Raw genomic sequence first — 14,513 nt, 5'->3', positions numbered from 1 at the left:
TATCGTTCGAGACGGGTCGACACACACCCGGAGGTGAGGCAGGGCGATGACGACCATCGTCGTGGGTTATGTGCCGAAGGCGGAAGGCCGTGCGGCCCTTCGGCGAGCAGCGGAGGAAGCGACGCTGCGGGACGCCAAGCTGGTGGTGGTGAACTCGCATCGGGGCGGGCGCAGCTACGACAGCGACGAGGCCGCGGCAAGCGACGCGGCGCTGACGGAAGTACGGGAGCAGCTCGACTCGACCGGTGTGCCGTACGAGGTGCGGCAGCTGGTCCGTGGCCTGGACCCGGCGGAGGACCTGGTGGCCGTCGCCGAGCAGGTGCACGCGGAGTTCATCGTGATCGGGCTGCGGCGCCGGTCTCCGGTCGGCAAGCTCATCCTCGGCAGCAACGCGCAGCGGGTGCTGCTCGACGCGCCGTGTCCGGTGCTGGCCGTGAAGGCCGACGAAGGGGAGGACTGAGGTGACTTCGACACGCAGCAGGAAGCTGTGCCTGGCCCAGCAACCCGACGCCGACGAGATGTTGAGCAGAGATCCGTTCGCCCTGCTGGTGGGCATGCTGCTCGACCAGCAGATTCCGATGGAGCGGGCGTTCGCCGGCCCGGTCGCGATCGCGCAGCGGATGCTCGGTCCGTTCGATCCGACCACGGTCGCGCACTACGACCCGGACGCGTTCGTGGAGGTGGTGGCCGGCCCGCCCGCCGTGCACCGGTTCCCGACCGCGATGGCGGCCCGCATCCAGACCCTGGCCAAGCACCTCGACGAGCAGTACGCCGGGAACGCCTCGGGCCTGTGGTCCGACGTGAAGTCCGGCGACGACCTGCTCGCCAGGCTGTCCGCCCTGCCGGGCTTCGGCGCGCAGAAGGCGAAGATCTTCGTCGCGCTGCTCGGCAAACAGCTCAAGGTCCGGCCGCGCGGCTGGCGCGAGGCGTCGGAGCCGTACGGCGAGGACGGCGCCTTCAAGTCGGTCGCGGACGTGATCGACGTGGCCTCGCTGGTGAAGGTCCGGCAGTTCAAGCAGGAGCAGCAACTGGTCCGCCGTCCGGTGGTCGCGCGACCGCTCCGGCAGACACGTAACGGGTGAGCAAAGATCGACCGACGACCCCCCGGAAAAGCGCCGTTCTGGGGGGTCGTGCGACGCGTGGGCTTGGTTCGCGGATTACAATGGACTGTTGCCGCCGCCTGACCAGCGAGCAGCCGCGAAACGCAGTACCCAAAGACTCAGCAACACCCATAGCTTCATCAGTCGTACCGTCGTACAAACCCTGCGTCAGACGAGAGGTAATTCGTGTCGTCCAGCTCGTCCGAGAACCTTCCCGCCGAGCCGGCCCGGGCCGTGGCCGCCACCGCCCGTAGTACGGCTCCGAGGACCAGCGCCCGAGTGACCGAGCCGGCCGCCAAGAAGGTGGCCGCGAAGAAGGCGGCGGTGAAGGCCGCCGGCATCAAGGAGGACGGTATCCCCGCGAAGAAGGCCGCTGCCAAGAAGGCTCCGGCGAAGAAGGCAGTGTCCGAGGCGGGTCTGGCGATCGACCCGAAGACCGGCAAGCCGCGCGCGCTCGACGAGGTGGACGAGGCCGACTTCCAGCCCGACGCGGTGAAGGGGCTGGAGAAGGAGCTCACCGAGGACCAGGGCTTCATCGTCTCCGAGGCCGACGAGACCGACGAGCCCGAGCAGCAGGTGATGGTCGCCGGTGCCACCGCGGACCCGGTCAAGGACTACCTGAAGCAGATCGGCAAGGTCCCGCTGCTGAACGCCGAGCAGGAGGTCGAGCTCGCGAAGCGGATCGAGGCCGGCCTGTTCGCGGAGGAGCAGACCGCCGACGAGACCGCCAAGCTCAAGGACAAGGTCCGCGACGAGTACGAGTGGATCTCCGAGGACGGCCGGCGCGCCAAGAACCACCTGCTGGAGGCCAACCTGCGCCTGGTGGTGTCGTTGGCCAAGCGCTACACCGGCCGCGGCATGCTGTTCCTGGACCTGATCCAGGAGGGCAACCTCGGTCTGATCCGCGCGGTCGAGAAGTTCGACTACACCAAGGGCTACAAGTTCTCGACGTACGCCACCTGGTGGATCCGGCAGGCGATCACCCGGGCGATGGCCGACCAGGCCCGCACCATCCGGATCCCGGTGCACATGGTCGAGGTCATCAACAAGCTGGCCCGCGTCCAGCGGCAGATGCTGCAGGACCTCGGCCGGGAGCCCACTCCGGAGGAGCTCGCCAAGGAGCTCGACATGACCCCGGAGAAGGTCATCGAGGTGCAGAAGTACGGCCGCGAGCCGATCTCGCTGCACACCCCGCTCGGTGAGGACGGCGACTCCGAGTTCGGCGACCTGATCGAGGACTCCGAGGCGATCGTGCCGGCCGAGGCGGTCTCGTTCACGCTGCTCCAGGAGCAACTGCACGCGGTCCTCGACACGCTGTCCGAGCGCGAGGCCGGTGTCGTCTCGATGCGCTTCGGTCTCACCGACGGCCAGCCGAAGACGCTCGACGAGATCGGCAAGGTGTACGGCGTGACCCGCGAGCGGATCCGCCAGATCGAGTCCAAGACCATGTCGAAGCTCCGGCACCCGTCGCGGTCGCAGGTTCTCCGCGACTACCTGGACTGATGACGATGGGGCAGGTGTTCGCTGGCGTGTGGTCGCTGGCGATGCCTGCCCTCGGCCCCGATGCGGGCCTGCTGGCCGTCGCCGTGTTCACGGCGGCGGCCGTTCTGTTCCTGGCGGTCCAGGTCGCCCGTACGGCGGCCCGCAACCCGCTGGTCTCGCCGCTGCCGGCGCGCTCGAGTGCCACCCGCGCCAATGCCCGGCGTACCGCCTATCTCTCCCTCCGGGATCCCGACTCAGCTGGGCGGCCCCGGCCACGAGCACCGGGACGGTAGCGCTCCACCTCGCTACCTGTTCCTACACACTCGTGGAGTTTTGTCGTGCCTTCTTTCCTGGAGGCACCGGTTTCCGGTGCCTATCACTTGCTCACGTCCCTCGTCACCGCACTCCAACCGCTGACCGGCGCGTACGCCGCCGTGATCGCGATCGTGCTGTGCACCGTTCTCGTCCGGTTGTGTCTGGTCCCGCTCAGCGTGCGCGCGCATCGCGGCATGCAGGCCCGGGCCGCGATGATGCCGCAGTACAAGCAGCTCACCGACAAGCATCGCGGCGACCCCGAGCGGCTGCAGCGTGAGCTGACGAAGCTGCAGGCCGAGTCCGGTACGTCGGTGTTCGCCGGGTTCCTGCCGTTGCTCGCGCAGCTGCCGTTCTTCTGGCTGATGTACACGTTGTTCTCCCGCACGGTGGTCGCGGGGGAGTCGAACCAGCTGATCAGCGGCAGCCTGTTCGGTGCGCCGATCGGTACGCACTGGCCGATCCTGACCGGTACTCCGGCGTACCTGGTGATCGCGGTGTTGCTCGCTGTAGTCGCGTTCTTCTCGGCGCGGTTGCAGCTGCGGCAGTTGGACGCGTCGGCGTCGGTCTTGTCGCGGCGGGTGGCGCAGGTGCTGCCGTTCGGGACGTTGCTGACGGTCGCGTTCGTGCCGCTGGCGGCCGGGTTGTACGTGCTGACCACGACCACCTGGACGGTCGTGGAGCGGTTCGTGCTCAACCGGTAGTTGCTTGCGGCAACGACCATTGCCGTCGGGTCGGCCATTCTGTTACCGTCTTTATTAAAGCCGGTTCTTTAATGGGTTGGGGTCGATGGAGACTGCACGCGGAGCCGCGCAGGCGGAGCGGGCTGCGAACCAGGTCGCCTGCCTGCGCATCCTCGCCGACGCGGACGAGCCGCGCACCGTCGGCGTACTCAGCGAAGCCACCGGACTGTCGCGGCCGACCGTGCACGCCGTCCTCGACGACCTGCTCGACGCGGGGCTGGTCGAACCCACCAGCCCCGCAACCGCCGGCCCAGGCCGTCCCGCCCGAGCCTTCCGCTTCGCCCGCGAAACAGGCCTGGTAGCCGGTGTCGACCTGGGCCCCCGCGGCGCCCGCGCCATCATCTGCGACCTCTCCGGCCACCGAGTCGGCTACGCCGAACTACCCTCCAACGGCCCCGCCGACCTGAGCCTGATCCCCCGCGCCCTGCAGGCCGCAGCCGACGCCGCGCGCTGCGCGTCGGAGGTATCCGCCGGCTCAGGTGGTGCCGAGTGGCGTGCGCTGGACGCGGCTGCCGGTTCGCACGGTGGTTCCTCCGCGTCTTCGGGTCCGCTTGACCTTCGGCGGTTGCGGGCGGTGGGGATTGGGCTGCCGGGAGTGGTGGAGGCGGACGGGCGGTTGCGGGCCAGTCTCGCGACCCCCGGGCTGGTGGGGTTGCCGGTGGGGGAGTTGCTGGCGAAGGAGCTCGGGGTTCCGGTGGTGGTGGACAACGACATCAAGCTGGCGGCGCTGGCGGAGCAGCGGGGTGGAGCGGGGCTTGGGTACTCCGACGTCGTCTATCTGCAGATCGGGCACCGGCTCTCGGTGTCGATCGTGCTGAACGGCGTCATCCGGCAAGGACGCCACCGGCTGGCAGGCGAGTTGGGCGCGCAACGCGGAATGCGCTGGACGCGGAACGCCCAACGCGGCCAGCTCGTCTGGTCGAGTCGGCCGACCGGCGCCGAAGTACTGACCGCTGCCGCCGCCGGAGACGCCGCAGCGCAGGCCGAGCTCCAAGAGTTCTGCCAGCAGATCGCCCCGCGGATCGCGACCGTCCTCCTGGTCGTCGACCCAGAGGTGGTCGTCGTCCGCGGCGGCCCCGCGGCAGACAGCAGCGCCCTGCTCCGCCCACTCGCCGCCGCGGTCGAAAACGAACTGGTCTTCCCCGAACGCCCACCCTTCGCCGCCGCAGCCCTGGGCCGCGAAGCAGTGGTACTCGGCGCCGCCGGCAACGCATTCGACCGGTACAGCTCGGACATCTACGGCGTCCACGACTACCCGAGTCCGTGGGCGCGCATCACCCATCACGAAGTGGAGAGGACCACCACGTGAAGCTCGGAGTCAGTTCGTACTGTTTCCGCCAGCTCATGACGAGCGGCGAGATGGACCTGATCGGTGTCCTGGACTGGGTCGCGGCCTCGTCGGCCGGGCACATCGAGGTGGCCGCGCTGGACGGCGAGTACTACCTGGAGCACCAGGACGTCGTCCGCGACACCGCGAAGCACGCCGAGGAGATCGGCGTACCGATCGTGAACTACCTGGTCAGCGGCGACCTGCGGACCGCGGACACCGCCGAGGTCGACCGGCTGCGCAAGCAGCTGGACGTCGCGCACGCGTTCGGCGCGCGGATCTTCCGGCACGACGTCGCGCCGTGGGCGTGGCGGGAGCAGGATCCGGGCGAGTTCGAGACGACGTTCGCGCAGGTCGTCGAGGGCTGCCGGGCGGTCGCGGACCACGCGGCCGGGCTCGGCATCGTGTCGACGATCGAGAACCACGGCTTCTTCATGAACGGCAGCGAGCGGCTGGCTCGCCTGGTGTACGAGGTGGACCGCCCGAACTTCCGGGTCACGCTCGACCTCGGCAACGGCCTGTGCGTCGGCGAGGTGCCCGGCAAGACCGCCGCGGGCCTGATCGACGTCGCGGCGTCGATCGGCGTGAAGGACTTCCACATCCGCCGCTCGGCGGGTGACGGCTGGCTGAAGACGCTGGCCGGCGACTACCTGCTCGGCACGGTCACGGGCCACGGCGACGTGGACGTGGCCGGTCTGCTCGCACTGGCCGCGACCAAGCCCGACGTACCGGTGAGCCTGGAGTTCGAGGGCATGGAGGCGCCGCTGCCTGCCATCGAGCGTTCGCTCGCCAACATCCTCCGACTGACGGAAGGCAACGCCTGATATGACGACGCGGATTGCAGTGATCGGGCTCGGCTCGATCGCCGTCGAGCACCTGAGCGCGTACCAGAAGAACCCGGACGCCGAGCTCGTCGCCGTGTGCGACGTGGACCTGGAGCGGGCGAAGGCGCGCGCCGAGCAGTTCGGTGTCGAGCGGGTGACCGGCGACGCGGCGGAGATCTTCTCGGACCCGGCGATCGACGCGGTGAGCATCTGCGTGCCGAACACACTGCACGCCCCGATCGCCGAGGGGGCGTTGCGGGCCGGCAAGGACGTCCTGGTCGAGAAGCCGATGACCGTCACGGTGCCGGAGGCCGAGGCGCTGGTGAAGGCGGTCGAGGAGACCGGTAAGGCGCTGCAGATCGGGTACGTACGCCGGTACGCACCGAACGCGCTGGTGACGAAGCGGTTCCTGGACGCGGGCGAGTTCGGCGACATCTACGCGGCCCGGGCCACGCTGCTCCGGACGGCCGGCAATCCTGGCGGCTGGTTCGGCGACGTGGCGCTGTCCGGTGGCGGCCCGCTGATCGACCTGGGCGTGCACATCATCGACCTGTGCTGGTACCTGATGGGGATGCCGAAGCCGGTGTCCGCGTCGGGTGCGACGTTCGCGCCGCTGGGTGCGCGCGACAACATCCAGAACCTGACCCGCTACAAGGCCGCGTCGGCGGCCCGGCCGAACACGGTCGAGGACTACGCGACCGCGCAGATCCGCTTCGAGGGCGGGGCGGTCCTCGACGTGGACACGTCGTACTCGCTGCACGCGCGCAACGAGCTCCGCGTCCGGATCCACGGTGAGCGTGGCGGCGCGGAGATCGAGCCGGAGCTGCTGATGATCACCGAGCGGCACGACACGCTGCTGCACGTCCAGCCGCAGATCGACTCGCTCGGCTTCGACTTCAAGGTCGGCTTCGCGAACCAGATCGACCACTTCCTGCAGATCTGCCGCGGCGAGATCCCGGCCGACGCGACCGCGCACCAGGGCCTGGAGATGGCCAAGATGCTGTCCGCGATCTACGAGTCGGCAAAGACCGGCTCCGAGGTCAAGATCACGCACTGACCGGTCGCTGGCGGGATGCTTCACGACTGGCGGGTTGTAGCAGGCCATCGGCCGGACAACCCGCCAGCGGGCGGCATCAGCTGAGGAGCGCTGTGGTGAGCGAGTCGGCGGTCTGCTCCAGCCAGGTTTGGCGGTGGCGGATCTGGTCGCCTACTCCCTCGGTCCACATTCGTTGCCAGCCGCCGCCGAGGGTTTCGGCGCGGTACTTCATCGTGTGCCAGGCACGGTCGTTCAGCGCGATCGCGAGCGGGAGCACCCGGGCCCGGTCGGCCACCGACAGTCCGTACGCGTCCGCCAGCATCCGGCATCGGCGCGGGCGGTCGAGGCCGCGGAGCTCGGGGTCCAGGTCGCCGTCGGCGCCGAGCGGTGCCCACCACAACATCAGGTTCACGAACTCACGGGCGCGGCTCACCGGGCGGGCCAGATCGAAGTCGATCAGCGCGTAGGCACGGCCCTCGCGGAACACCACGTTCTCCGGTGTCACGTCCTGATGCCCGACCAGCTCCGGCGGATCGTCGAGGTCCGGCAGCCCGGGAGGCTCGATCGGCGCGGGCAGGTTCTCGGGTACGCCGTACGGTTCGATCGCGTCGTCGTACGCGCGCAGCAGCCGGGCCACCGACAGCATCCGGTCCTCGTCGGCGATCCACGGCGGACGCGGACGGCCGGCCACCTCGCCCTCGACGTACGTCAGGGTCTGCCGGCCCTTCGAGTCGATGCCGAGGTACCGCGGTGCGCCCTCGAAGCCGGCCTTCTCCAGGTAGAGCAGCACCTCCCGCACCAGCTCGGCGCGTTCGCCGGGCGGACGCCGTACGGTGTCGCCGACCCGTACGAGCCCCTCGGTCACGTCGCCGCCGAGCAGCGGGATCTCCTCGCCGTCCTCGATCACTGCTTGCCTCCGGTCCACTGCGTGAAACGTTTGTATGCACAAAGAAGCCGGCCGGAGTAGCGTGCCACGATCCGCACCTGATCGGAGGCGCACAGTGACCGCCACATCTGTGAAAGCTCCGCCCGGAGCCAGCCGCACGAGGTACCTGATCCTAGGGCTCGCGTTCGTCGGACTCTCACTGAATTACCTGGACCGCGCGAACCTGAGCGTCGCGCTGCCGTTCATCCAGGACGACCTGCACCTGCATCTGAGCAACGCCGAGAAGGGCCTGATTCTCGGCGCGTTCTTCTGGGCGTACGACGGGGCGATGCTGGCCGCGGGCTGGTTCGCGGACAAGGTCGGCTCCCGCAAGGCGTTCACGTTCGCCGCGTTGTGGTGGAGCGTCGTGACCGCGCTGACGCCGCTGGCGCGCGGGTTCTGGTCGCTGTTCGCGTTCCGGTTCGCGCTCGGCGCGGGCGAGGCACCGGCGTACCCGAGTGCGACCAAGGCCGCGTCGCGCTGGTTTCCGGCGCACGAGCGGGCGTTCGCGAGCGCGGTGATCGACTCCGGGTCCCGGGTCGGCACGGTGCTGTCGCTGCCGGTGGTGACCGGGCTGATCGCCTTGGTCAGTTGGCACTTCTCGTTCGTCGTACTGGGCGTGCTGGGCGTCATGCTGGCCGCGGTCTGGTACTGGTACTACCGGGACCCGATGGAGCACCGGCACGCGAACGCCGAGGAGCGCTCCTACATCGCGGCCCATGGCGCACGGCTCGAGGACAACGACGACGAGGCCGCGGCCCAGATGCGCTGGCGGGACCTGTTCCGGTACCGGACGGTTCGCGGCATGATGCTCGGCTTCTTCTGCCTCAACTTCGTGATCTACTTCTTCCTCACCTGGTTCCCGTCGTACCTGAAGGACGCCCGCGGGCTCGACCTGGCGCAGCTCGGGACGCTCGGCACGCTGCCCGGGATCACCGCGATCACCGGCGGCTGGATCGCGGGCATCGTCGCGGACCGGCGGATCCGGGCGGGCGCCGACGTGACCCGGGTACGGAAGACCGTGATGGTCGGCGGGCTGCTCGGCGGCGCGGCGATCGTCTTCGCGGCGCCGGCGAAGTCGGTGTACGTCGCGCTGCTGTTCCTGGCGATCTCGTACGCGAGCCTGGCGATCGCGGCGACCGGGATCTGGTCGTTGCCCGGCGACGTGGCGCCGTCGTCGCGGCACGTGGCGTCGATCGGCGGCATCCAGAACTTCGCCTCGAACATCGCGGGCATCATCAGCCCGTACGTGTTCGGGCTGCTGCTGGACGCCTACCACGGGTCGTACCTGCCGTCGTTCGCGGTCGCCGGGGTGGTCGCGGTGATCGGCGCGCTGACGTACGCGTTCGTGGTCGGGAAGGCTGAGCCGCTGCCGGTCCGGGACCGCTGACTTGCCGACCTGGCAAGAAGGTTTGCCAGGGTACGGCGGGATCGCGCACCATCGCTGCATGACGACCGAACAGCTCCCGGACGAGTACTGGAACGCGTTCTACTCCGAGCACGAGCAGATCTGGAGCGGCAAGCCGAACGCCGCGTTCGCCGAGGAGGTGGCCGGGCTGGAGCCGGGCCGCGCGCTGGATCTCGGCTGCGGCGAAGGGGCCGACGCGATCTGGCTGGCGGAGCGGGGCTGGAAGGTCACCGCGGTCGACATCTCGACGGTCGCGCTGGGCCGGGCGGCCGGGCACGCGAAGGCCGCCGGGGTCGGCGACCGGATCGACTGGCAGCAGCACGAGCTGGGCACGTCCTTCCCGGACGGGGAGTTCGACCTGGTGTCCGCGCAGTTCCTGCACTCGAAGACCGAGCTGTCGCGTGAGCGCATCCTGCGCTCCGCGGCGGCCGCGGTCGCGCCGGGCGGCGTACTGCTGATCGAAGGCCACCTCGGCTTTCCGCCCGGTGAGCACAACCCGCACCCGGACATCCACTTCCCGGGTCCCGACGAGGTGATCGAGAGCCTCGCGCTTCCGGACGGCGAGTGGGAGACGCTGGTCAGTCGCGCGCACGACCGGGCGCAGGTGATGCTCGACGGCCGGCCGATCAACCGCCGCGACTGCACGGTCAAGCTCCGCCGCCGCTGATCCGTTCATCTGCAGGTCATCAATGCACCGGATTCTGGGGTCATGAGCGAGCTTGATCTGGTGCAAGAGCTGGGGTTCCGGGTTCTCGACGAGGAGGACGACGACCCGGTGCTGCTGCGTGCCGACGGTACGCCGGTGGACACCTGGCGCGAGGGATATCCGTACGCCGAACGCTTGCCGCGGGAGATCTACGACCGCGACAAACGCCTGCTGCAGATCGAGTTGCTGAAGCTGCAGTACTGGGTGAAGCGCTCGAAGCAGCGGGTGGTGATCGTGTTCGAGGGCCGTGACGCGGCGGGCAAGGGCGGCACGATCAAGCGGTTCATGGAGCACCTGAACCCGCGCGGCGCGAGCATCGTCGCCCTGGAGAAGCCGACCGAGCGCGAGCAGACCCAGTGGTACTTCCAGCGGTACGTCGCGCACCTGCCGGCCGCGGGGGAGATGACGCTCTTCGACCGCTCCTGGTACAACCGCGCGTGCGTCGAGCACGTGATGGGGTACTGCGACCAGGAGCAGTACGAGGAGTTCATGCGCCAGGCGCCGGAGTTCGAGCGGATGCTGGTGCGGTCCGGGATCAGGCTGGTGAAGCTGTGGTTCTCGGTGTCGCAGGCGGAACAGCAGACCCGCTTCACGATCCGCCAGATCGACCCGGTCCGGCAGTGGAAGCTGTCGCCGACGGACCTCGCGTCTTTGGACAAGTGGCAGGCGTACACGGAGGCGAAGGAGGCGATGTTCCACTACACCGACACCGAACACGCCCCGTGGACGGTCGTGAAGAGCAACGACAAGAAGCGCGCCCGCCTGGAGGCGATGCGCCACGTCCTGTCCCTGTACGACTACACCGACAAGGACGAGGACCTGGTGGGTCACCCCGACCCCAAGATCCTGGGCCCCGCCGCCCAGGTCCTGGAGCACGGCGAATCCGCGACCCGCACCTTCCCGCCGCTGTGACGGGCTAGCGGATCGTCACTCGGGCTGTGGCGATGACCGGCTTCTTCAGGCCGCAGTACTGACCCACGTAGGTGTAGGTATAGGTGCCTGCCTTGGGATACGTGAACGTGTCCGGTGGGTACGTCGCCTTTCCTGTGTACCGTTTCGTCGACTTGGCGCATTCCTGCATGTCGCTCAGTGCGCCGACCTTCGGCCCGTAGCCGTACGACGTCGTCGACCCCTGTCCGAGGCCCGCGAGGCCCTGGTCGGTCGGCAGGTAGCCGCCGACGAACGGGACCAGGATCGTCCCGGACGCCTCGATCGTCATGGTCAGCGTCCGGCCCTTGACGTGCGGCGTCAGCTTGAGCTGGACGCCGAGTGCCGCAGGGGTGGCTGGTTTGGGGGCCGCCGAGGCCGACCGCGATGGCGGTCCGACGACGGGTGGCTGGGTGCTGGGGCCGCTCAGGTTGCCGGCGATCGCCACGGCCGCGACCACGGCGGCCGAGGCCAGCCCGGCGACGCCCACGGCGCGGCGGCGGCGAGCCTTGCGGACCCGGGCGAACACCGCCTCGCTCGGCGCCCGGCTCGGGGCCGGCGGCTCGGCGACGAGCTGCTCGAAGCGCTGCTTCAGCTCATCGGTCATGAGCGACTTCCTTCCGCGCAGGGGACGTGACGGCGGCGACGAGCTGGTGCTCGCGGAGCCTGGCCAGGCCGCGGGAGACGTTGCTCTTCACCGTACCGACCGAGCACCCCATGATCTGGGCGATCTCGGCCTCGGGCAGGTCTTCGAAGTACCGCAGGACGAGCGTCGCGCGGGTCCGCTTCGGCAGCTCGGCCAGCGCCCGGAGGAGGAGGTCGCGGTCGTCGACCACACCGTACTGTGAGTCACCGGGCCGCTCCGGTAGGTGCTCGGTCGGCGTTTCGCCCTTCCACTTGCGGCGCCACCACTGGGTGCTGGTGTTCACCATCGCCGTCCGGGTGTAGCTCTCCAGCGCGTTCGCGCTTCGCAGCGAGTTGCGGTGGAACCACACCTTGGTCAGCGCGGTCTGCACGAGATCCTCGGCCAGATGCCACTCCCCGGTGAGCAGGTAGCCGAAGCGCTGCAACGCGGTGAACCTGCCGTCCACGAACTCGGCGAACTCCCGGTCCCGGCCGGTGTCCATTGCCATCCTCAGCCTTTCGTCTCGGTCCTGAGGGTGATGACCGGGGACCCGGAAAAGGTTGAGTCGTTAAGTGCCGAGAGGCAGGTGGACCGTGAAGGTCGCGCCGTGGGGAGTGGTGTCGGTGGTGGTGACGTGGCCTTTGTGGGCGGCGACCAGGGCGGCGACGATGGACAGGCCAAGGCCGGAGCCGCCGGTGGTGCGAGTACGGGCGGTGTCGGCTCGGTAGAAGCGTTCGAAGACCCGGGCCTTCTGCTCGTCGGACAGGCCGGGGCCGGTGTCGCTGACTTCGAGAACAGCTTCGGTACCGCGGGTGCCGACCGAGACCGTGATGGGTGCCTCGACGGGGGTGTAGTTGAGGGCGTTGCTGACCAGGTTGCCGAGCACCTGCCGCAGGCGCGCCTCGTCGCCCTCGACGACCGGTGCCTCCGAGTCGGGGAGGATGGTCAGCGACAGCGGGCGGTCGGGCTGGATCGCCTGGGCGTTGTGCAGCGCGTCGGCCGCGATCGGGAGCAGGTCGACGGACTCCATCCGCAGCGGGCGTTGCTGGTCGAGCCGCGCCAGCAGGAGCAGGTCGTCGACGAGCAGGCCCATCCGCTTCGCCTCGTCCTCGATCCGCCGCATGGTGTCGGAGTCGGTGGTGTCGCCGCGCTGCCGGGACAGCTCCGCGAACCCGCGGATCGACGTCAACGGCGTACGCAGCTCGTGCGACGCGTCCGCGACGAACCGCCGCATCCGATCCTCGGACTGCCGCGCCGCCTCCTCCGACTCGCGCGCGGCCTCCTCCGACTGGCGGGCCACGTCCTCCGAGCGCCGCGCCGCCGCCTCGGACGCGGTGCGTTGCGCGAACGCGTTCTCGATCTGCCCGAGCATCTGGTTGAGCGCCAGCGACAGCCGGCCGACCTCGGTCCGCGGATCCCGCTGCGGGACCCGGCGGCTCAGGTCCCCGCCGGCGATCGCGACCGCGGTGTGCTCCACGTCCTCCAACCCGCGCAGACTCCGCCGTACGACGAACGTCCCGACACCGGCCAGCAGGACGAGCAGGATGACACCGGCCGCAGCCTGGATCCCGACCAGCTGCTGGATCGTCCGGTCCATGTCCTTCAGGCTCTGCGCGACCATCACCGAACCGGTCTCGTCATCGGTCGGTACGGCGAGCACGCGCCACGTCGTCCCGCCGGACTGCGCGCCGACGTTGAACGGCCTTCCCTCCAGCGCGCGGACCTGGTTGAGGTTCAACGTGGGCAGCTTCGGCAGCGGCTCGGTCTCGGCGATCCGCGAGCCGACCGGCCCGTTGTCGCTGACACCGTCCGCGTCGTTGAACTGCACCACGAACTGGCTCGGCAACTGCCGGCGCCCCGGACCCGCGCCGGGCGGCAGCGGCCGGCGGTCCGGCTGGGCATGCGACAGCGGTACGGACGTCTGCTGCAACTGCTCGTCGACGCGGTCGATCAGGTAGCCGCGCATGATGGTCGTCGACAGTACGCCGGACGCGGCCAGCGCGAGCACGACCAGCGCCAGCAGTACGACGACGATGGTCACGCGCAGCGGGTACCGGTCGGTGAACCGCCGGTGACTCAGTTGCATCAGTTGGGGCCTCGCGGGGTGCGCAGGACGTAGCCGACCCCGCGGACGGTGTGGAGCAGCTTCTGGTCACCGGTGTCGACCTTGCGGCGCAGGTACGACATGTACGACTCGACCACGCCCGCGTCACCGGCGAAGTCATAGTTCCACACCGCGGACAGGATCTGGCCCTTCGACATCACCCGCTCGGCGTTCTCCAGCAGGCACCGCAGCAGCTTGAACTCGGTCAGCGACAGCTGGACGGCGCGGCCGGCCTTGAACACCTCGTAGCTGTCCTCGTTGAGCTCGAGGTCGGCATACCGCAGTACGGCGGCCTCCGTCGCGGTCTCCTCGCGGTGACCCGAGCGGCGCAGCAGCGCCCGGACGCGCGCGACCAGCTCGTCGAGGCTGAACGGCTTGGTGACGTAGTCGTCGCCGCCGGTCTGCAGCCCGAGCACCTTGTCCTCGACCGCGTCCCGGGCGGTGAGGAACAGCACCGGCACGTGCCGGTCCTCACCGCGCAGGCGGCGGACCACCTCGAACCCGTCCAGTCCGGGCATCATCACGTCGAGGACGACGAGGTCGGGCTCCACGTCCCGCGCCTTGCGCAGCGCCTCGGCGCCGTGCGTCGCCGTGGTCACGTCGTACCCGGCGAACCGCAGACTCGCGGACAGCAGCTCGACGATGTTCGGTTCGTCGTCGACGACCAGCAGATGCGGACTCATGGTGCCAGTGTGCCGCCGGCAACCGTGTGAACCCTGGAAGGTTCCTGGCAATCGCCTGTGAGTCGCCGGGGCGGCGACTGTCAGCGCGGTCCGTGCTTGAAGCCCCAGCTCTGACCGGCGGCCTTCCGGACCGTGCCGTCGTTGACCCGGATCGCCGTCGCCGTGCCGTTGGTGACCTCTGCCGCCACGTTGACCGTGTTGCCGGTCTTCACGTCGCCGATGCCGTTCCGGGCCGCGTTGACCATCGTGTTCGAGGTGACCGTGTACGTCTTGGTGAACCCGTCGGCGCTCTTCACCGTGAGCGAGCTGTT

Annotated in this window: 16 protein-coding genes and 1 pseudogene; 11 read left to right on the top strand and 6 right to left on the bottom strand. The window is 69.4% G+C overall.

From position 1 onward, the window contains the following. Positions 1–46: 46 nt before the first annotated feature. The 8 genes from VFF46_RS36985 (at position 47) to VFF46_RS36950 (ending at position 6,845) form a co-directional block, all read left to right on the top strand. Positions 47–460 (top strand): universal stress protein, encoded by a 414-nt coding sequence (locus tag VFF46_RS36985; RefSeq protein WP_325041924.1) that lies wholly within the window; start codon positions 47–49, stop codon positions 458–460. 1 nt (position 461) lies between these two features. Further along, positions 462–1,082: an HhH-GPD-type base excision DNA repair protein gene (locus VFF46_RS36980; protein WP_325041923.1), complete on the top strand. Its 621-nt coding sequence runs from the start codon at positions 462–464 to the stop codon at positions 1,080–1,082. Between the two features lie 204 nt (positions 1,083–1,286). Beyond that, a complete protein-coding gene (locus VFF46_RS36975; RefSeq protein WP_325041922.1) occupies positions 1,287–2,603 on the top strand; it encodes an RNA polymerase sigma factor in 1,317 nt (438 codons plus the stop codon). A 5-nt stretch (positions 2,604–2,608) separates the two neighbouring features. After that, positions 2,609–2,875, top strand: coding sequence for a DUF6412 domain-containing protein (locus VFF46_RS36970; RefSeq protein WP_325041946.1), 267 nt, complete (start codon positions 2,609–2,611; stop codon positions 2,873–2,875). Between the two features lie 45 nt (positions 2,876–2,920). Continuing rightward, positions 2,921–3,598, top strand: coding sequence for a YidC/Oxa1 family membrane protein insertase (locus VFF46_RS36965; protein ID WP_325041921.1), 678 nt, complete (start codon positions 2,921–2,923; stop codon positions 3,596–3,598). 85 nt (positions 3,599–3,683) lie between these two features. Beyond that, positions 3,684–4,946, top strand: coding sequence for an ROK family transcriptional regulator (locus VFF46_RS36960; protein WP_325041920.1), 1,263 nt, complete (start codon positions 3,684–3,686; stop codon positions 4,944–4,946). Beyond that, the gene (locus VFF46_RS36955) at positions 4,943–5,788 is read left to right on the top strand and encodes a sugar phosphate isomerase/epimerase family protein (RefSeq protein ID WP_325041919.1); all 846 of its coding nucleotides are present in this window, start codon (positions 4,943–4,945) and stop codon (positions 5,786–5,788) included. The genes VFF46_RS36960 and VFF46_RS36955 overlap by 4 nt, the downstream gene beginning before the upstream one ends. Position 5,789: 1 nt before the next feature. Next, positions 5,790–6,845 carry a Gfo/Idh/MocA family oxidoreductase gene (locus VFF46_RS36950; protein WP_325041918.1) on the top strand — a complete coding sequence of 352 codons (1,056 nt, stop codon included), beginning with the start codon at positions 5,790–5,792 and terminating at the stop codon, positions 6,843–6,845. Between the two features lie 76 nt (positions 6,846–6,921). Here VFF46_RS36950 and VFF46_RS36945 read toward each other — a convergent pair whose 3' ends face one another. Beyond that, the gene (locus VFF46_RS36945) at positions 6,922–7,731 is read right to left on the bottom strand and encodes a phosphotransferase (RefSeq protein WP_325041917.1); all 810 of its coding nucleotides are present in this window, start codon (positions 7,729–7,731) and stop codon (positions 6,922–6,924) included. A 94-nt stretch (positions 7,732–7,825) separates the two neighbouring features. Between VFF46_RS36945 and VFF46_RS36940 the strand changes: the two genes are divergently transcribed. The 3 genes from VFF46_RS36940 to ppk2 are packed head-to-tail and all read left to right on the top strand — an operon-like array spanning position 7,826 to position 10,775. Beyond that, positions 7,826–9,139: an MFS transporter gene (locus VFF46_RS36940; protein ID WP_325041916.1), complete on the top strand. Its 1,314-nt coding sequence runs from the start codon at positions 7,826–7,828 to the stop codon at positions 9,137–9,139. A 58-nt stretch (positions 9,140–9,197) separates the two neighbouring features. After that, positions 9,198–9,824 (top strand): class I SAM-dependent methyltransferase, encoded by a 627-nt coding sequence (locus VFF46_RS36935; protein WP_325041915.1) that lies wholly within the window; start codon positions 9,198–9,200, stop codon positions 9,822–9,824. Positions 9,825–9,866: 42 nt separating this feature from the next. Then, entirely contained in the window at positions 9,867–10,775 is a 909-nt protein-coding gene (gene ppk2 / locus VFF46_RS36930; protein ID WP_325041914.1) for a polyphosphate kinase 2, read from the top strand. A gap of 4 nt (positions 10,776–10,779) precedes the next feature. Here the strand turns inward: ppk2 and VFF46_RS36925 are convergent, their stop codons facing one another. The 5 genes and pseudogenes from VFF46_RS36925 to VFF46_RS36905 form a co-directional block, all read right to left on the bottom strand. Next, entirely contained in the window at positions 10,780–11,397 is a 618-nt protein-coding gene (locus VFF46_RS36925) for a hypothetical protein (RefSeq protein ID WP_325041913.1), read from the bottom strand. After that, a complete protein-coding gene (locus VFF46_RS36920) occupies positions 11,387–11,917 on the bottom strand; it encodes a SigE family RNA polymerase sigma factor (protein WP_325041912.1) in 531 nt (176 codons plus the stop codon). Before VFF46_RS36920 ends, VFF46_RS36925 begins: the two co-directional genes overlap by 11 nt. A 66-nt stretch (positions 11,918–11,983) precedes the next feature. Continuing rightward, positions 11,984–13,501 carry a HAMP domain-containing sensor histidine kinase gene (locus VFF46_RS36915; protein ID WP_325041911.1) on the bottom strand — a complete coding sequence of 506 codons (1,518 nt, stop codon included), beginning with the start codon at positions 13,499–13,501 and terminating at the stop codon, positions 11,984–11,986. Next, positions 13,501–14,202, bottom strand: coding sequence for a response regulator transcription factor (locus VFF46_RS36910; RefSeq protein WP_209695692.1), 702 nt, complete (start codon positions 14,200–14,202; stop codon positions 13,501–13,503). Before VFF46_RS36910 ends, VFF46_RS36915 begins: the two co-directional genes overlap by 1 nt. Before the next feature lie 80 nt (positions 14,203–14,282). Next, positions 14,283–14,513: pseudogene (locus VFF46_RS36905) on the bottom strand (hypothetical protein); the annotation flags it as partial.

Origin of the sequence: Kribbella sp., from assembly GCF_035655035.1 — a bacterium.
Lineage (GTDB): Bacteria > Actinomycetota > Actinomycetes > Propionibacteriales > Kribbellaceae > Kribbella.
Note: the sequence above shows the minus strand (reverse complement) of the source record. Positions and strands in the feature narration are given on the sequence as shown.

Excerpts from the sequence above, each read along its gene's own strand:
- VFF46_RS36985 (WP_325041924.1), top strand. The coding sequence starts at position 47 with ATGACGACCATCGTCGTGGGTTATGTGCCGAAGGCGGAAGGCCGTGCG.
- VFF46_RS36970 (WP_325041946.1), top strand. The coding sequence starts at position 2,609 with ATGGGGCAGGTGTTCGCTGGCGTGTGGTCGCTGGCGATGCCTGCCCTC.
- VFF46_RS36960 (WP_325041920.1), top strand. The coding sequence starts at position 3,684 with ATGGAGACTGCACGCGGAGCCGCGCAGGCGGAGCGGGCTGCGAACCAG.
- VFF46_RS36950 (WP_325041918.1), top strand. The coding sequence starts at position 5,790 with ATGACGACGCGGATTGCAGTGATCGGGCTCGGCTCGATCGCCGTCGAG.
- VFF46_RS36935 (WP_325041915.1), top strand. The coding sequence starts at position 9,198 with ATGACGACCGAACAGCTCCCGGACGAGTACTGGAACGCGTTCTACTCC.
- ppk2 (WP_325041914.1), top strand. The coding sequence starts at position 9,867 with ATGAGCGAGCTTGATCTGGTGCAAGAGCTGGGGTTCCGGGTTCTCGAC.
- VFF46_RS36925 (WP_325041913.1), bottom strand. The coding sequence starts at position 11,397 with ATGACCGATGAGCTGAAGCAGCGCTTCGAGCAGCTCGTCGCCGAGCCG.
- VFF46_RS36920 (WP_325041912.1), bottom strand. The coding sequence starts at position 11,917 with ATGGACACCGGCCGGGACCGGGAGTTCGCCGAGTTCGTGGACGGCAGG.
- VFF46_RS36915 (WP_325041911.1), bottom strand. The coding sequence starts at position 13,501 with ATGCAACTGAGTCACCGGCGGTTCACCGACCGGTACCCGCTGCGCGTG.
- VFF46_RS36910 (WP_209695692.1), bottom strand. The coding sequence starts at position 14,202 with ATGAGTCCGCATCTGCTGGTCGTCGACGACGAACCGAACATCGTCGAG.